At 49.0% G+C, this 16,808-nt stretch carries 16 protein-coding genes; 4 read left to right on the forward strand and 12 right to left on the reverse strand.

The genetic code is table 11. The features are described 5' to 3' along the window. Positions 1-324 precede the first annotated feature (324 nt). Positions 325-1,044: a Crp/Fnr family transcriptional regulator gene (locus L6H70_RS09265; RefSeq protein WP_370656199.1), complete on the forward strand. Its 720-nt coding sequence runs from the start codon at positions 325-327 to the stop codon at positions 1,042-1,044. Positions 1,045-1,150: 106 nt separating this feature from the next. Here the strand turns inward: L6H70_RS09265 and L6H70_RS09270 are convergent, their stop codons facing one another. The 10 genes from L6H70_RS09270 to L6H70_RS09315 form a co-directional block, all read right to left on the reverse strand. Then, a complete protein-coding gene (locus L6H70_RS09270; RefSeq protein WP_236332104.1) occupies positions 1,151-1,654 on the reverse strand; it encodes an NUDIX hydrolase in 504 nt (167 codons plus the stop codon). An 89-nt stretch (positions 1,655-1,743) separates the two neighbouring features. After that, positions 1,744-2,535 carry a formate/nitrite transporter family protein gene (locus L6H70_RS09275; protein WP_236332106.1) on the reverse strand — a complete coding sequence of 264 codons (792 nt, stop codon included), beginning with the start codon at positions 2,533-2,535 and terminating at the stop codon, positions 1,744-1,746. A 50-nt stretch (positions 2,536-2,585) separates the two neighbouring features. Further along, positions 2,586-2,906, reverse strand: a complete 321-nt coding sequence (gene nirD, locus L6H70_RS09280) for a nitrite reductase small subunit NirD (RefSeq protein ID WP_236332108.1) — start codon at positions 2,904-2,906, stop codon at positions 2,586-2,588. A gap of 25 nt (positions 2,907-2,931) precedes the next feature. Continuing rightward, positions 2,932-5,358 carry a nitrite reductase large subunit NirB gene (gene nirB, locus L6H70_RS09285; RefSeq protein ID WP_279306741.1) on the reverse strand — a complete coding sequence of 809 codons (2,427 nt, stop codon included), beginning with the start codon at positions 5,356-5,358 and terminating at the stop codon, positions 2,932-2,934. A 250-nt stretch (positions 5,359-5,608) separates the two neighbouring features. Continuing rightward, positions 5,609-6,307, reverse strand: a complete 699-nt coding sequence (locus L6H70_RS09290) for a hypothetical protein (RefSeq protein WP_236332110.1) — start codon at positions 6,305-6,307, stop codon at positions 5,609-5,611. Positions 6,308-6,528: 221 nt separating this feature from the next. Beyond that, positions 6,529-7,254 (reverse strand): iron-sulfur cluster repair di-iron protein, encoded by a 726-nt coding sequence (ric, locus tag L6H70_RS09295; protein ID WP_236332112.1) that lies wholly within the window; start codon positions 7,252-7,254, stop codon positions 6,529-6,531. A gap of 189 nt (positions 7,255-7,443) precedes the next feature. Continuing rightward, the gene (locus tag L6H70_RS09300; RefSeq protein WP_236332114.1) at positions 7,444-8,166 is read right to left on the reverse strand and encodes a hypothetical protein; all 723 of its coding nucleotides are present in this window, start codon (positions 8,164-8,166) and stop codon (positions 7,444-7,446) included. A gap of 344 nt (positions 8,167-8,510) precedes the next feature. Continuing rightward, positions 8,511-8,828 carry a winged helix-turn-helix transcriptional regulator gene (locus L6H70_RS09305; RefSeq protein WP_039875309.1) on the reverse strand — a complete coding sequence of 106 codons (318 nt, stop codon included), beginning with the start codon at positions 8,826-8,828 and terminating at the stop codon, positions 8,511-8,513. Between the two features lie 126 nt (positions 8,829-8,954). Continuing rightward, entirely contained in the window at positions 8,955-9,278 is a 324-nt protein-coding gene (locus L6H70_RS09310; RefSeq protein WP_236332116.1) for a hypothetical protein, read from the reverse strand. A gap of 25 nt (positions 9,279-9,303) precedes the next feature. After that, on the reverse strand, positions 9,304-10,239 hold the full coding sequence (locus L6H70_RS09315; RefSeq protein WP_236332118.1) for a Gfo/Idh/MocA family protein: 936 nt from the start codon (positions 10,237-10,239) through the stop codon (positions 9,304-9,306). A 134-nt stretch (positions 10,240-10,373) separates the two neighbouring features. On the opposite strand from L6H70_RS09315, the gene L6H70_RS09320 reads away from it, so the two are divergent. After that, positions 10,374-10,994 carry a TVP38/TMEM64 family protein gene (locus L6H70_RS09320; RefSeq protein ID WP_236332120.1) on the forward strand — a complete coding sequence of 207 codons (621 nt, stop codon included), beginning with the start codon at positions 10,374-10,376 and terminating at the stop codon, positions 10,992-10,994. Positions 10,995-11,091: 97 nt separating this feature from the next. Next, positions 11,092-12,078, forward strand: a complete 987-nt coding sequence (gene msrB, locus L6H70_RS09325) for a peptide-methionine (R)-S-oxide reductase MsrB (RefSeq protein ID WP_236332122.1) — start codon at positions 11,092-11,094, stop codon at positions 12,076-12,078. A gap of 182 nt (positions 12,079-12,260) precedes the next feature. Here msrB and L6H70_RS09330 read toward each other — a convergent pair whose 3' ends face one another. Next, the gene (locus L6H70_RS09330; RefSeq protein WP_236332124.1) at positions 12,261-13,418 is read right to left on the reverse strand and encodes a DUF4349 domain-containing protein; all 1,158 of its coding nucleotides are present in this window, start codon (positions 13,416-13,418) and stop codon (positions 12,261-12,263) included. 391 nt (positions 13,419-13,809) lie between these two features. Here L6H70_RS09330 and L6H70_RS09335 point away from each other — a divergent pair, with 391 nt between their 5' ends. Continuing rightward, positions 13,810-13,962, forward strand: coding sequence for a DUF1540 domain-containing protein (locus L6H70_RS09335; protein ID WP_076108838.1), 153 nt, complete (start codon positions 13,810-13,812; stop codon positions 13,960-13,962). Positions 13,963-14,213: 251 nt separating this feature from the next. Here L6H70_RS09335 and metE read toward each other — a convergent pair whose 3' ends face one another. Beyond that, on the reverse strand, positions 14,214-16,505 hold the full coding sequence (metE, locus tag L6H70_RS09340; protein WP_236332126.1) for a 5-methyltetrahydropteroyltriglutamate--homocysteine S-methyltransferase: 2,292 nt from the start codon (positions 16,503-16,505) through the stop codon (positions 14,214-14,216). Between the last annotated feature and the right edge of the window lie 303 nt (positions 16,506-16,808).

A 16,808-nucleotide genomic window follows, 5' to 3' on the forward strand; every position in this document is an offset into this window, starting at 1 on the left:
GCTCCTATTCAGCGTACCTTTCAGGAGATAAGAGGCCAATGTCCGACTGTATCAGAGGTATGTGCATTTTTACGGAGATAAAAAAACAGCCTCCCCACAATTGTGTAAATTGGGAAATGACTGTTATAATAAACGTTAACTATGGATTTTCTCCCCCTGTTACGGAGAAAATCATATTAAATCTCACACGTTCGAAGTGAAAATTATCACAATGTTAAAAATTCGACACTTTTTATCGAAAATTTTTAACCATTATGAGGAATTACAAGGTATAATTAATTTAAAATTTACTGAAAAACTGAGGGAATAAAGGGGATGTCGATTATGATAAAGGAACATTACAATGTTATCGAAGCCCACGGAAATACAAACTGTTTCTCCGAACAGAACTTTAACAGACTTCTAGTCACAATGAAAGAACGTATGGTCCCTGAAGGATCACATCTGTTCTGGGAGGGTGACTACTCGGATAAATTGTTTTATATCAAACGTGGACGTGTGAAACTGACCAAATCTACCGACGAAGGCAAAGAACTGATTCTTTATATGTATCAGGCTGGTGACATGGTAGGCCAAGCTGACCCGTTCTTCAGCACGAAGCACAGCTTCACTGCCGAAGTAATTGAGGAAAGCGAGGTTGGCGTAATTGAGCAGAAGGATCTGGAGATTCTGATCTGTCAACACTGCGACTTCGCCATCGACTTTATGAAATGGATGGGTATCCATCACCGTCTCACACAGACGAAATTCCGTGACTTAATGATGTACGGCAAACCGGGCGCACTCTGCTCCACACTGATTCGTCTTGGCAACACCTACGGCGAGAAGAATGGTGACAATATTCTGATCAACAAGAAAATTACGCATACGGATCTGTCCAACATGATCGGTGCTACTCGTGAGAGTGTCAACCGGATGCTGAGCGATCTGCGTAAAAAAGATGCAGTTGAATATGAGAATGGCATGATTGTCATTAAGGATCTTAGCATGCTGCAGGAAATCTGCCATTGCGAATTATGTCCTAACGAAATTTGCCGTATCTAATTTCCTAGTAACATTACCCTCTATTCTCCTCATTGAAACATATATGGCCCAAATATTCTGCACAATAAAATAGAGTGGTCAAGGCGCTTATCTGGCGTCTTTTTTCTTATGTATGAGTTCTATGGCTCCCAAGCACTTTCATCTCCCAATGCTCATGGTAACCTGTCTGTGAAGGCAGACATCCGCTGGTTAGCCACTCTGCTGCAAGCACTGCAATAGGCGACGCCGAGTCCAGTGTTATTGCCGGTAAATCCACCCATTCACAGCCGAGGGAATCCTGCAAGGCAAAGGTTGCGATATCGGACACAGGGTGATCCTCATTGACCTCAACCGTATACAGTGCAGCAATGTGATGCATATGTGTAAAAGAATCCTCTTGATAGCGCACAAAAAAATCAAAAGCTCCCAGGTTGTTCTTCACCCGGACAGACAGTCCAGTCTCCTCCAGGAACTCTCGCACCAGTCCGTCTGTCAGCGCCTCATTCTCCTCCAGCCGCCCCCCGGGAAGATCAAAGCTTCCGGTATACGCTCCTCTGCCTTTGTGAATAACCAGCAGCTTACCAGCCTGCTCACAAATCCCGTAAACCCCAAAATGGATAAAGCTCTTCATTGTGGCCCTCCCCCGGACATTTCTAAATCCAGTGTAACAAAAAAACTGTCCTGAGGGCTATTGCCTCAGAACAGTTTATCAATCTATGCTTAATGTTTGCTGAATTTTGAGCGAACCGGAGAGATCAGCCAATACGCCATACCGACGAACAGACCGCCGCCGATTATATTTCCCAGTGTGACCGGAATCATATTGTGAATCCAGCCTGCAACCGTTACCGTCTCTGGATGATTCGGCAATAAAACGGCCACACTAAGCAGTGTCATGTTAGCCACGCTATGCTCATAACCGCTGGCGATGAAGGCGAACAGACACCACCAGATAAGCACCAGCTTGGCAGCTTCACTTTTAGCACGTGAAGACATCCATATGGCCAGACAGACCAGCCAGTTACAGAGAATACCCCGGAAGAATAGCTCTGAGAAGGGAAGTGTCATCTTTTTGGCTGCTGCAGCGAAAATCAGATGCTCCGCAGGTGCAGCCTTAAACAATCCGGTCCCCTGAATCAGCAGGGCAAGAATAATGGCCCCGCCGACATTGCCTATAAAGACAATAACCCAGTTCTTGAGCGTATCCCACACCGTAGTTCTTCCGGCAAGTGTACTTACTGTAAAGAACATATTGTTCCCGGTAAACAGCTCGGAGCCCGCAAAGATAACCAGTGTCAGCGCGATCCCGAAGGAGGCTCCCATGACCAACGGCTGAAACGGTGATTTGATAGCAGCCAGAGGCGCACCAAGGGAGAAGATAAGGATAATTCCGATTCCGACGTAAGCCCCGGCCAGTAATGCAGCCAGAAAGTACCTCGGCAGACTCTCATTCATTTTGTCACGTTTGCTGACTGCTGCCTCTACGATGTTCTCGACACTTTGCGTAAACATCTTTCCACCCCGCCATTTCTCTACATAATTTAGCTTTGGATCATTGTTTCTTACAGGATGACATTTACGTTATCGCCATCCACCGTAACGGGGAATGTGGCAACGATGCCTTTATCCGGAGCCTGAACCTCTCCATTGCGAAGATCGATCTTCCAATCGTACAGCGGATCGTACAGATAATAGCCGGATACAATTCCTTCTGCCAACGGACCGCCTTTTGGATGCGGACTCCGGTTTTCTACGGCATAGAATTGGTCATCAGAAGTCCGGAATATAGCCAGCTCCACCGGACCGCAGGCGACTACACGGCCTATCTGCGGCAGGAATTGCTGAGGCGTGCCTAGCGTATACTTTAGTTTTGTGCTTTCCATCGTCATCTCTCCCTTGGGTTCCGTTTTAGAGGTTAGCTTTTTCGAACAGTGCGCTGCGGGTATTATCATCATCCAGCATTTTTTTCCATGGATCTGAAACCTGGGCCAAGGCAAAATCAATCCGTGCAGCCAGTTCCTTGCGGTTCTCCGCATTGTCCATAATCACGCGTTGGATGTTCTCAAGACCCATACGTTCCACCCACTCGGAGGTTCTTTCCAGATAGTTCCCGGTTTCACGGTAGTACTGCATAACGGCTGAACAGACCTCAACCAATTCTTCATCCGTCTTCACCTTGCAGAAGGCATCAGCGATACGCGGCTTAATTCCGCCGTTTCCGCCAATGAACACTTCCCAGCCGCCGTCATTGCCGACGATACCGATATCCTTGGTGCAGGATTCCGCACAGTTACGCGGGCAGCCGTTAACAGCCATTTTGAATTTGGCCGGGAAATCAAGCCGTTCATATTTGCGCTCAAGCATAGCTCCTACACCCATCGAGTCCTGGGTGCCGAAGCGGCAGAACTGGTTACCGACACAGGTTTTGACGGTCCGAAGCGACTTGGCATACGCATAACCGGATGGCATATCCAGCTCTTCCCAGACTTTAGGCACATCCTCTTTTTTGACACCAATCAGGTCCAGACGCTGTCCGCCGGTTACCTTCACTACCTTCACATCATATTTAATAGAGACATCAGCAATCCGTTTCAGATCCTCCGGTGTAGTTACACCGCCATACATCCGGGGAACGACGGTAAATGTGCCGTCCTTCTGGATATTCGCACTCATACGCTCATTAACGAAGCGCGATTCCTTCTCGTCTTCATGCGTGTCCGGATAGATCATACCCAGGTAGTAGTTCACAGCCGGACGGCATTTGGAGCAGCCCTCAGCCTGTTTCCAGTCCAGTACATTCATGACTTCCTTGGTAGTCTTGAGCCCTTTGGCAGTAATCTCGGCAACAATCTCATCACGGCTGAGTGTTGTACAGCTGCAAATGCCGGCCTTGGCACTCTCCTGGAAGCTGTCACCAAGGACAAACTGGAGAATCTGTTCCACTACAGGCTTACAGCCGCCGCAGGAACGCGTGGCTCCGGTGCAGGCTTTGATTTCATCCACAGTGGTAAATCCGTTCTCTGTCACTGCATCGACAATCGCCTTTTTGGTGACCCCATTACAGCCGCAGACGATTTCTTCATCGGCCATCGTTTCGACAGACAAGCCTTGTTTGGCTCCGCCACCGCCGCAGCAGCCGGTGCCCATTACTTCATTGTATATTTCATCAGTCATTTCAGAGCCCTGCTTCACCAGCTTCTGCAGGCTGGCCGATTCGGTAACATCACCGAACAATACTGCACCGACGATAATATTGTCCTTCAGCAAAATCTTCTTGTAGGTTCTCTTCCACTCGTCTTTCGCTGAAATAACCGTATGCTCAGCTGTTTCCGTAAATTCACCAGCGGAGAATACATCTACTCCGGAAATCTTCAGCTTCGTAGCCACAACCGATCCTTCATACGGCTGGGTGGATGCTCCGACGAGATGTTTGGCTAATACCATACCCTGTTCAAACAGTGGTGCTACCAGACCGTAGCAAGTCCCGCGGTGTTCCGTACACTCTCCGACAGAATAGACGTTCTCCATAGAAGTCTGGAGATAGTCGTTCACAACAATCCCGCGGTTAACGGTAATGCCGGAGTCTTTGGCAAGCTGAGTATTCGGCTTAATGCCGACAGCCATCACCACGAAATCCGCCTGCAGCTCCGTACCGTCACTGAATCGCAGACCGTTAACCCGCTCTTCGCCTGTCAGCTCAACTGTCTGCTTACCCATGGCAAACTTCACGCCTTGACGTTTCAGTTCTGCCTGCAGCATGGACGAAGCTGTATGATCCAACTGACGCTCCATCAGGTCCTCCAGCAGATGCACTACCGTCACATCCATGCCGAGATTAACCAGACCTTTGGCTGCTTCGAGTCCTAGCAATCCGCCGCCAATTACCGCTGCTGTACGGTACTGTTGTGCTGCCGCTAGCATGGCATCGCAATCCGCGATATCGCGGAAGCCAACCACACCTTCTTTAGTGCTGCCCGGTACGGGAAGAATAAAAGAGTTCGAGCCTGTTGCAATAATCACTTTATCGTATGAAACGCTTAATCCGTTATCCGCAATGACCTGACGGGTATCTTCATCAATCCGGACTACAGTAGTCCCAGTATGCAAGGTAATATGGTTGTCTTCATACCACTGGCGGTCATTCAGAATAATGTCCTCAATGCTTTTGCTGCCTTCAAGAACATATGACAGCATAATCCGGTTGTAGTTAGGATGAGGCTCGCTGCCGAAGATGGTAATATCATAAGCGCCGCCCAGCTTGAGAATCTGTTCAATTGTGCCTACGCCTGCCATCCCGTTGCCTATTAATACTAATTTTTCTCTCTCCACTCTCACTGTTAAAACCTCCCCGAAGCATCTAAATTCCTATGAAAACATATCTCTTAAGAGAATTATACATTTTAAATTTGAACTGCATTTGTGATTGTAATCACATTAAATGTGAATCTTTTCACAATTTACATCCCATGTTAGCTTGCAACGATTCAGTGGATATTTCCAAATAAAACAGCCATGTTTCTCTGCAGCCGGTAGCGGCAACAAAGAAACATGGCTATAGAAAAAGACTGGTCAGATCACAGCATTACTATCGCACTTCAAGTGATAACTCCAGTTCGTCCTGTATTCTCAGCTTCATATCGATACCGCTGTCCAGCAGCGTCTTATCGTTCAATTTCAGCTTCCATTCCTCATTGGTTAGCGGTTTATACTCCTTGACAGTCAGCACCGTCCTATTATTCTCCGCCAAATGAACAATTCCGCTGCTTATCAGCAGGCCCCTTACAGACAGATTATCCGTAAACGGCTGAACGTAAGAATGAGTCAGCTCCGGCTGCTCACTCCCCCCGTTCACTGTAAGGATAACAGGCAGAAACGGAGTATTGGGTGCTGCCTCCTGTGCAGTAATCACTATATTATCTTCCTGCCTAACTCTGGTATTCATATCTGTAATCCGCTTGCCGTTCAATTGAATTTCCCACACCATATCTTTAGCCAGTGATACTTTATTTACAGTAAGCAGCGTAGATCCATCTTCAGCAAAAGTGACGAGACCGCTGTTCTTAAGCAATTCCTGAATCGTTATCTCCTGCTTATATGCATCACTAAGCTGTCTGCCTGAACTCCCGGTTAGATCATTGTCTCCAACCTTAAGAGAAAAACCAGGCTGGATTGCCCCAGCGTCTGCAATATTCCCCTCCAGATTGCTATTATGCTCAGAACAGCCTCCCATGATCACGATAAATAGAAGTCCCAGACATACGCGTCCCATCAACTTCACTGACATTCCCGGCACCGCCCTTTTTGCCTGAATCACAGCTTCCAGCATTTTCTCAGGCTTGTAGTCTTTATGTATAATGTCCTTTTCGCTTCATTATTTTCACATGATTTATTAATTAAGGCAATATGAACATGGCCCTTCTGCCTAAAAAAATATCTCAGCCATCGCAATTCCGGCAGTACAACAAAAAAAGTCCCCGCAGGGACTTCTTTTTACGATTCATCGGATTATTGATAGCGCAGGAAAAGGTTATTATTCTCCAGATGCACATGCTCGAAGGTCATTCCTTCCAGCTCCTCAAGCCGGGCATACGTCAACCGGTAAGTCGTGCAGGCATGCTCAGGCGGGGTAAAGTCATTCGTCACAGCGCGGAGCTCACGCAAAATCTCCCCTGCTCCATCATGTTCCGCTTCCAGACCACTCAGCAGGCCGCGCAGTTCAGCCAAAGCTTCCTCGCTCGGATTCGCGCTGTAGGCAAGCATTTTCGGAAACTCAATTTCTTCTTCCTGTGCTGTATGCTTCAGCAGATCTTCACGCAGCAGGTTGAATAAGCGGTAGACTTCGGCCAAATGCGGGGAATCCTCGCCGTGGACACGGAATACCTTGGTTACATTCTGGCTGATCAAAGGCAGCTCTTCACGCAGGTAACGGTGATGCTTGTTCACGATATGTTCCACCAGTTCCTCTGAAGATGCCCCGTTCCACTTGGTGTCTTCTTCTAGCACAGGATGCTCCTGGGCTAGCTTGTGCAGATCGCTTAGCATCGCATCCGAATCAAGCCCTTTCTCTGCAGCAGCCTCCGCCAGCGGCTTCACGCCTCCGCAGCAGAAATCGATCCGTTGTCCTTTGAAATAATCCGCCGCCTTGGGAAATTGCAGTACGATATCTCTCACCAGATCCTCGCCGCTAAAGCTAAGCGCCTCTGTTGTATGGTTTAATTGATTGGCCGTCATATGGGGCCCTCCCTCACGTTATTGGTTTAGGTTTTTCTTTACTCCTACACCATAACGCTCGCCGGAACCTCAGTTTGTGATTGTACGCACAAATACATAAAATTTTATTGAAAGAGGAGATTTGATGACAAGCTGCGTACAAAAAAACACCTCTTAATAGAGGTGTTTTCCTTGAAGATCTGCAATACTTCACTGAACCGTAGCCTGCATATAGGTCCGTTTGCCCTGCGCATCCTTCAGGTAGGGTCCGAGTCCGGCAAAACGGGAATGGTCCACATACACACCGGTCATCCACCTGCCCTCGGTCAACCCGCCGTTCCACTGCAGGACAAGATCGGGGGCGGATATCCATTCCTGATATACTTTTATATTATTCTCTTTATATTCTTTAGAAGGTTTGCCGTTCTCCGTCAGACGCACCTTGTTCAAATAGGTCGGCACAAAATAGGAAGAGATGGTATCGAGATCATCACCGTCTAGAAATGCTTCATCACCCAGATACGGCTGAAAAAGCACGGTATTCTCATACATTGACCAGATTAGCGCCTGCAGAACCATACTCTGCCGGATCCCGTTGTGAAAGGTAAACAACCGCTGATTGCCTGCAGGTTTTCCTAGTGCAGCAGCTGAAGGCTCCAGGCAATGCCGCTCGCAGCCTATACATTTCCAGCCCGAGGGACTCTGAATCCACTTTTGAAAAACGCTACCGCTATCATTGTCTCCTTTATATAAAGAAGAGATAATTTCATAGGGCACTCCTATCCACGCGTCCCACAAGGAATCAGGAAGATGGCCGTGCAGCATGAACAGCGCTTTATCATAAATGAGCTGCACTTTGATCGAAGCGGCTTCCAGTTCGGCAACATCCTCTTTTCCATAGGTTATTTCCCGGGAAAACAAGGTGGTTTTCATCTTCCTCGCCTCCTAAAAGTTTTGTTAGCGTTACATCTTCGAGTCACAACGACAAAACTTGCTCCGAAAGCATACACTTAGTTTTGTTTGCGTTACATCTTCGAGTTCACTACGACAAAACTTACTCCGAAAGCATATCACGAAAGCATATCCCAATTTTGGTTGCGCTTCCACAATAAATATGCAGAATAGCGATAGGTACTGAACAGGCGGGTGGCAGCAGTTTTTTTCTATTATATTACATCCTGCAGTGTGTTGTGCAAGTTTTATTTATTAAAATTTGAAAAAGCCCCTTCTCCGGCATGCGGATAAAAGGGGCTATCAATAGGGCTCATACGGTGGGACTACTCAACCCAGCTCTCGGCCCAGGACTGAATCTGCTGCATAACCGGCTCAAGTGCACGGCCTTTAGGAGTTAATTCATACTCAATGCGCACCGGTGTTTCAGGGTACACATGTCTTACCAGAATACCTTCGCACTCCAAATCCTTCATTCGTTCAGACAGCATCTTATCACTCATCGACGGAATCAGTCCCGAAATATCCTTGAAACGCTTCGGGCCGCTCATCAATGTCTGGATAATAAGTCCATTCCAACGTTTGCCTAAGAAAGAGAAGGCCGTTTCGAATCTTGGGCACATCGTCAGCTGATGTTCTTCCATTGTTCTCACCTCTCAGTTGTGAAACTTACGATTAGTTAGTATATATAATTTTAACACATTTAAAGCATAATGAACATCGTTTACCAAAAAAAAGTTCATCAGCCCCACCTTATTATATCCTCGGTGTCAATCCCCTGTGCCTTGCCGCGGCTTGCGCTGGGCAATTGCCTCTGTGACCACGTATGCGAGGTCATCGTTGCTGTATAAGGACAGCACGCCAAGAACTGTATCATCAGAAATATAACCTGCCTCATCCTCAGGTACAGTAAGTGCAAGTGCATGGCTAAGTGCGGCATTGCCTTCCTGCTGTGGATAGGCCTGCAGATAGAGTGCATGCGGATCAAGCTTGTTGTTCACACACCACTGGGCAAACACAAGGATCATCATTTCCTCATCCCGCTTATAGCTCTCGATGATCTGTTCCTCCATTGATTTGCTGTAATCGTCCATACCCGTACTCCTCTCTGTTCATCTGTCAATCGGCAAGCTCAGCCGCCAGCTTATGGCTGGCTAACACGGCGGAAGCTGAAATGCCGCATTGCTCCGGTGTATTCATGGTACTTAGAAAATGGTTCACGACACCGCTGAAGCCCCTCCGCTCTAGGACCGTATCCCAGCTTCCGAAGCCTTGAGTACGCGGCAGCGCCCCCTTCTCATAAAGGATCGCCCGTTCCATATCGGACACTTCCACCGATCTTCCGCTGCCGTGAAGCTCCAGCTTCTCAATATCCGCTCCGGCATCCCGGACCATACTGTACATTCCGGTAGCGCCTGAATTCCAGCCAAGCATTCCGGAAGATTGCAGGAGCCGGCCTTCACTGTCGGAATTCAGGCTGCTTCTCAGCAGCTCATAATCATTGCCGCACAGCCAAAGCAGCAGATCCAGCATATGAATCAGGTCATCATGGATGGTCTCGCGGCTGCTGCCGGATTGCAGCTTGGTGCGGTGTTTGACCGCATGGCAATGGCTAATCCCGCCCGCCTTCTCAAGCCAGGCTTTGGCTGCCGTATACATCGGTGCGAAGCGGCGGTTAAAGCCGACAGCGAGGAGTTGTCCTTTATTCTCTGCCATTTCCGCCATCCGACGTGATTGTTCCAAGTCATATGAAAGAGGCTTATCTACATATACTGCCAACCCGTGCTCGAGACACTTCGTAACAAGCTCATAATGGGTAGGCGTAGGACTGTGCACGAACACGGCATCCAGTTCCCAGGACAGCAGCTCATTTACATCTGTCGTACCCTTGGGAAAACGGTAGGAGCGGACAGCTCCCTGGACAGTGGATTGTGAATGACTGAGTACGCCGACAACCTCCGCCTGATCATGCCGGGAGAGCAGCGGCAAATACACTTTACGGGCAATATCGCCGATTCCGATCATCGCCACTCTTTTACGTACAGGAGTATTCATGGCATATCTTCCTTTACAAGTTGTCTTATAGAAGTATTATACCGTGACATCCCGCCGGGACAATGATCTTTGCTTCATTAATTACTTTTTTTTCAGTATGATGAGATGAACAGGTTAAGAAAGGGCATAGTAAAATGAGAAAATGGCTTACAGCAATACTTTATGTTTCGGGTATTATTCTTGCGTTTATCTACAGATATGATCTGCTGGACTGGCTGCGCGAGGATCATAACCCCTTTTTGTCCTTGCTGGCCGCAACGGCGCTGGCATTGTTTCCGGTCCTGCCTTATAAGTTAATCATTGGCTTGTTCGGCTATGCATATGGGAGTCTCACCGGCGCGCTGATTTGCTGGAGTGCCACAACACTTGCAGCAGCGATAATGTACGGTGTTGTTAAATATTTGTTTCAAAAGCAAGCCCGAACCTATCTCGCGTCCGTTCCAGCGATGGAAAAATTCACATCCGCTGTGCAGCGGCGTCCGTTCGCTTCCATCATCCTGGCCCGGCTTGCACCGGTTGTGCCGCAGACCGCAGTAAATATCTATGCCGGTGCTGCCGGCTTGCCCTTTTGGAGCTATCTCGCCGCTTCCGGACTCGGTAAAATCCCTGGAATCACACTCTACGCGTATCTCGGAGGCCAGTTATTCCAGCATCCGCGGAGCGCTGCTATCGCAGTAGTACTTTATGCCGCTGTACTCTTACTGGCCGGTTTGTCCCTGCGCCCACGTGCAGCCGGCAGTACAAAAGGCCGATAAGAACTGAAGGACGGTGCTGGCAGACAGCGCCTCTTTGCTTTATAATTAAATTGAATTGTGATCTATTTAATTGCATTCTACGGATGGAGGGATATTTATGAGTGATGTTCAATCTGACAATATAGGCTTCAAAACGGAAAAAGCGACCTTTGCAGGTGGATGTTTCTGGTGTATGGTATCCCCTTTTGAAGATTTACCGGGAATTGAAGGGATCATTTCCGGATATACAGGCGGACATACGGTTAATCCGACCTATCAGGAGGTTTGCTCGGAGACAACCGGTCATGTCGAAGCGGTTCAGATTACGTTTAACCCGGATATTTTCCCGTATAGCAAGCTGCTTGAGCTGTTCTGGCAGCAAATTGACCCTACTGATGCCGGCGGCCAGTTTCATGACCGCGGAACTTCTTACGGTACGGCAATCTTCTATCATTCTGAAGAACAACGGCTCGAAGCAGAAGCTTCCAAAGCTGCGCTTGCGGCCAGCGGACGCTTTTCAGCACCAATTGTGACGCCGATTCTTCCAGCCAAGCCCTTCTATCCCGCTGAAGAATATCACCAGGATTATCATCATAAGAATCCCGGACATTACAAACGTTACCGGAAGGGCTCCGGCCGGGAAGCTTTTATCGAAACCCACTGGAAGCATAAAGAGGACAAACAGAGCCTCAAGGAACGGCTCACCCCGCTTCAGTATGAAGTAACCCAGAATAATGCTACCGAGTCGCCGTTCCGCAATGAATTCTGGGATCACCATGGTGACGGCATCTATGTGGATATCGTATCAGGCGAGCCGCTGTTCAGCTCCCAGGATAAGTACGATTCCGGCTGCGGCTGGCCAAGCTTTACCCGCCCGATCCGCGACTATGCGGTCAAAGAAAAAACAGACCTCAGCCATCTGATGATCCGCACCGAAGTACGCAGCAAAACCGCCGATTCGCATCTCGGTCATGTATTCAACGATGGTCCCGGCGAGAACGGATTGCGCTATTGTATTAATTCAGCGGCACTGCGGTTCGTCCCCAAAGAAGATCTGGAAAAGGAAGGCTATGGCGAATACCAGGTACTTTTCCAGCATGCATAAGCTATAGGCCACATTTCAAGCCACAAAGCCTCCACTCCGTGATTGTACGGAACTGGAGGCTTTGTTATTCTCACGAATCCGAATTGTTCATAAAAGCCGGCTTTGCCTCTAATCATTGCTGTCCGGAAATTCCGTCTGAAAAGAAAAAATCACAACGATTCCCCACTTCTAAATACAGCGTATCAACCTTTATTCTCTGTCTCTTTCCCGGTTTCCTCTGTGACTGGAGCATCACCATGTATTTCTTCTCCGCCGTCCCGGCCAGACAATTCCCGGTTCTGCGCACGATTAGCCGCCCGGATCCGCTGCATGTAACCGTCATCCCGCCGCTTCAACTTTTTCCGCAGCCACAGTACGATAACAAGAATGATTCCCGCGACAATCAGGATAGGAAGTGCAGCCGCCAAGAAAACGATCAGCCACTGGAACATGACGGATAAGGCATGCAGACTGCTCGTCAGCGCATCGGAAGCCCGCGTCAGCAGCGGCCCCTGCTCTTTTTGCTTGATATCCGCGATACTTTTATCGGTCTGATAGAGCCGCAGCTCTACAGTTGAGAACGATACATTCTGATCAATGTAACGCATTCTGCCTTTAATCTGTTCGATTTGCTCCTGAATTGCACCAAGCTGATTGGCAAAAGCAACGAGATCTGCGGATTTGGTCGCTTTTTTCATAAATTCGATATATTGGCTCTCCATTAGCTGTTTAGCTTTGAGCCGTGACTCCAGATCCACATATTCTTCCGACACATCCTGGCCTTCAATATTCCGCTGAATCCCCTCATTTTTAATCTTCTCCAAATTATTCAGAAAAGGGGAAAAGCCGGACGCAGGAACCTTCATAATAAAGGTCCCGCCTTTTTCATATTCAGACATGCTCTCCGTAAATCCAATGATATATCCGCCGGACAGCGTGATCATATTACGTACTTCAGACTGTGCGGCAGCATAATCTTCGACTTCCATCGTGAGGTTTGCTTTATACATCAGCTTTTTGTTCAGTCCCGCTACGACATCAGTACCAGTCAACCCCGCCGCTGCTTCTGCCGCCTTATCTGAATCAGAACCCTTGACTGCCATGCCTTTTGTTCCGGCGGCAGCATTGGCATCAACACTAGAAGAGCTTGCGGATTTATCCGCACTACCTGATCCCGCTTCAACTTCAGCGGCAGCAGGTGCTGCTTCCTCTGCAGGAGCATTCGCTACTCCTTGATCTGACTTCATATTGCTTGTGCTGGCTGAATTAGCCGCCGAGTTCTCATTACTGGAACCACAGCCAGCCAGTACAACCGCCAAAACTAATAATCCAGCCAAGTAATGCAGACCCCATTTTCGCATTCTCATTCCTCCAAAAGTGTAGTGGATTCCCGCTTCTTTTGTTCCGCAGATACCCTTTGTCTATTTTTGTGAATATCCGCCTAACTCTTTGACGCTCCAGATACTGGAAGGTTGCATTAAAACTATGGATCCGAAGCCTTTTTTGAACCTTTTTTCCAAAATTAACAATCTGCACAAAAAAACAGGACCATTCAGCGGCTGAATGGTCCTGTTTGCGAATCCCCTCTATATTTGCTACAATTAAAATGTCTGAAAAAGGAAAAAATCCAAATACCCTTTATTCAGAAGAATAAGGGTAAGGTTCTGTTCGGACAAGCTCCACCTTGCTGAACAGAGCAGCACTATTTGCACTGAGCATATTACCAATCTACTATAAGGGGAGGTGACCCTCATGGCAAAAGACGTACTGTGTGCAGTGAACTCTTGCACCTATTGGGCTGAAGAGAACAAATGTAACGCTGAATCCATTTTTGTAGCTTATCACAGCTCCAAGGAGCCTACGCAATCTGAAGAAACAGATTGCAAAACATTCGAAAGTAAATAAGTTAGACATCGAAGGGACCCTCCACGGTTCCTTCTTTTCTGTTTCTCATTCTATCAAGAATGAGAATTATTATCAAGTGTTTACATGAAAAAATCTGTATCTAACACTGCAACCTCCGGACTGGCGCTAAATTGCATGACTTGATGTAAAAACGTGCACTTTTAATGCTTTATCAAGAGGACACAAATCGGAGGGTGCAATTAGTTTTGAAAGGCCAGCTGAGAGAATCTCCCCCCCAGCTGGCCTACCGTTTATACTCTGGCTTCCTTTCTAATAATCTCTGCCGCCTGTACCATGTTGCGCAGGGCAGCTCCCGTCTCCTCCCATCCTCTTGTCTTCAGCCCGCAGTCCGGATTGATCCAGAACTGCTCGGCATCCAGCACGCGCAAAGCCCGTTCAATACTCACGGTCATTTCCGTCACGTCCGGCACACGCGGGCTATGAATATCATATACGCCTAGTCCGATCCCCTTATCATATTCCTGCTCTTCAAAGCTTACGATTAGCTCTCCGTGGCTGCGTGAAGTTTCAATAGAGATGACATCCGCGTCCATCGCTGAGATCGATCCGATCATGTCATTGAAATCACTGTAGCACATATGGGTATGAATTTGTGTTGTAGCCTTCACCGGGTTCGTAGCGATCCGGAACGATCTGACGGCCCAGTTCAAATAGTGCTCATGGTCTTCTGCCTTCAGCGGCAGCCCCTCACGGATGGCCGGCTCATCTACCTGGATCATTTCGATTCCGGCTTGCTCCAATGCCTGAACCTCTTGGCGGAGGGCGAGTGCAATCTGCTTCGCTACCTCTTCGCGGCTTAGGTCATCCCGCACGAAGGACCAGTTGAGGATGGTCACCGGTCCGGTCAGCATCCCTTTCACCGGCAGCTTCGTCAAGGACTGGGCATAGACACTTTCCTTGACCGTCATCGGTTCGATGAAGGCGACATCGGCATATATGACCGGCGGCTTCACGCAGCGAGAGCCGTAGGATTGTACCCAACCGCCTTTGGTAAAGAGATATCCGTCCAGCTTCTCGCCGAAGAACTCTACCATATCCGCCCGCTCAAACTCCCCATGCACCAGCACGTCCAGTCCAAGCTCTTCCTGGAAGGCAATCGCACCCTCAATCTGTTCGCGGACAAAGCCGTCGTACCGCTCCTGATTCCACACGCCTTTGCGCCATTTGAGCCGGGCCTGGCGTACCTCAGCGGTCTGCGGGAAGCTTCCGATGGTCGTCGTCGGCAGCAGCGGCAGCTGCCACTTCTCGCGCTGCACCTTCAGCCGCTCTGCATACGGCAGGCTGCGGCTATCCGGAAGCTGCTCCAGCGCGCGGACCTGCTCTGCTACATCCCGGCGCCCGCGCTCAGGCAGCGCCCGGAAGCGGGCCAGCGCTTCACGGCTTTCTGCCAGCGCTGCAGCATAGGTGTCTTGCTCGCCCCCGGCTGCGGCTGCGATCAGACTCAGCTCGGCCAGCTTCTCATCCGCGAAGGCAATGGCGTTCTTCACTGTGCTCTTCAACCGGTCTTCGCCCTGTACCGATACAGGCACATGTAGTAGGCTGCAGGAAGGCTGCAGAATCAGACGGCTGGCCGGCACATGGGTGCTCAGTTCGCTGACCAGCTCCAGCTTGGCATCAGCATCACTGCGCCAGATGTTGCGTCCGTCAATAATGCCGGCGAAGAGCCATTTATCCTCCGGCCAGCCCAGTCGCCGGACCGACTCCAGATTGTCACCGCCATCATGGACGAAATCAAGGCCGATACCTTGTACAGGTAGCTTCAACAGGGCTTCCAAAGGCTCTACGGCTTCGAAATAAGTCTGGAGCAGCAGCTGAAGCCCCGGTACCTCTGCGGCGATTCTGCTGTAAATTGACTCCAGCAGCGCTCTCTCTTCTATAGTCAGCCCTGTTACAACTGCTGGCTCATCGATTTGTACCCAGGCTACTCCCTCTTGCTGCAATTCCTGCAGCAGCTGCACATAGACAGGCAGGAATCGCTCGGCAACCTGCGCGATTTCCGCCGCAGGGTACCCTTTGGATAATTTAAGGAAGGTATAGAGTCCGGTAATAACAGGTTTGCCCTCAATGCCCGCCTGCTCCTTGGCGAACCGGTATGCGGCAAGCGGCTTGTTGGCTGTCAGGCGCGGAGTCTGGTTGCCAATCTCAGGTACGATATAATGGTAATTTGTATTAAACCATTTGGTCATTTCGCAGGCGGTTGCTTCGGTGTTACCGCGCGCCATGGCGAAATAAAGATCGAGGGAGACTTCGCCTCCGTCATAACCATAACGCGGCGGGATAATGCCGAACATCGCGGCCGTATCAAGCACATGATCATAGAACGTGAAATCATTGACCGGGATTAGGGTGATTCCTGCCTCCTGCTGTGTTTTGAGATGCTGAAGCTGAAGCCCGGCCATTTCTGTGCGGAAATCCTCCTCATTGATTTTACCGCCCCAAAACGCCTCAAGGAGCTTCTTCCATTCCCGGTTTCTGCCGATTCTCGGATACCCGAGACTGCTTGTTATAATCTTGTCAGCCATATTGAATCCCTCCTATTTTGAATAAACCATATGAATATCGTTGTTATACGATGCATTGAGATAACAGGTTAAGTGCCATGTATCTCTGACTCTGGCTCTTGAATTGGCTCGAGCTCTGCCGCTGCCCGCTTTCCTAATCTGATGCCATCATACTGAATCGCAGGGGGCTGCCGCAACAGATTCCTGGCTTTCCAGCTATACACTTTCTCTATAGCAGGTGCTGCCTGGAACTTCTAAGCACTGCTTATGCAGCATAAGCCCATGCACTTTCTCCTCACGATTTCCACTCCAAAAGACCGGAAA

The sequence above is a fragment of the Paenibacillus auburnensis genome, from assembly GCF_927798115.1.
Classification (GTDB): Bacteria; Bacillota; Bacilli; order Paenibacillales; family Paenibacillaceae; genus Paenibacillus_AQ; species Paenibacillus_AQ auburnensis.

Bases quoted from the DNA above. Each gene is read 5' to 3' on its own strand.
- L6H70_RS09265 (WP_370656199.1), top strand. From the start codon at position 325: ATGATAAAGGAACATTACAATGTTATCGAAGCCCACGGAAATACAAAC.
- L6H70_RS09270 (WP_236332104.1), bottom strand. From the start codon at position 1,654: ATGAAGAGCTTTATCCATTTTGGGGTTTACGGGATTTGTGAGCAGGCT.
- L6H70_RS09275 (WP_236332106.1), bottom strand. From the start codon at position 2,535: ATGTTTACGCAAAGTGTCGAGAACATCGTAGAGGCAGCAGTCAGCAAA.
- nirD (WP_236332108.1), bottom strand. From the start codon at position 2,906: ATGGAAAGCACAAAACTAAAGTATACGCTAGGCACGCCTCAGCAATTC.
- L6H70_RS09290 (WP_236332110.1), bottom strand. From the start codon at position 6,307: ATGTCAGTGAAGTTGATGGGACGCGTATGTCTGGGACTTCTATTTATC.
- ric (WP_236332112.1), bottom strand. From the start codon at position 7,254: ATGACGGCCAATCAATTAAACCATACAACAGAGGCGCTTAGCTTTAGC.
- L6H70_RS09300 (WP_236332114.1), bottom strand. From the start codon at position 8,166: ATGAAAACCACCTTGTTTTCCCGGGAAATAACCTATGGAAAAGAGGAT.
- L6H70_RS09305 (WP_039875309.1), bottom strand. From the start codon at position 8,828: ATGGAAGAACATCAGCTGACGATGTGCCCAAGATTCGAAACGGCCTTC.
- L6H70_RS09310 (WP_236332116.1), bottom strand. From the start codon at position 9,278: ATGGACGATTACAGCAAATCAATGGAGGAACAGATCATCGAGAGCTAT.
- L6H70_RS09315 (WP_236332118.1), bottom strand. From the start codon at position 10,239: ATGAATACTCCTGTACGTAAAAGAGTGGCGATGATCGGAATCGGCGAT.
- L6H70_RS09320 (WP_236332120.1), top strand. From the start codon at position 10,374: ATGAGAAAATGGCTTACAGCAATACTTTATGTTTCGGGTATTATTCTT.
- msrB (WP_236332122.1), top strand. From the start codon at position 11,092: ATGAGTGATGTTCAATCTGACAATATAGGCTTCAAAACGGAAAAAGCG.
- L6H70_RS09330 (WP_236332124.1), bottom strand. From the start codon at position 13,418: ATGCGAAAATGGGGTCTGCATTACTTGGCTGGATTATTAGTTTTGGCG.
- L6H70_RS09335 (WP_076108838.1), top strand. From the start codon at position 13,810: ATGGCAAAAGACGTACTGTGTGCAGTGAACTCTTGCACCTATTGGGCT.
- metE (WP_236332126.1), bottom strand. From the start codon at position 16,505: ATGGCTGACAAGATTATAACAAGCAGTCTCGGGTATCCGAGAATCGGC.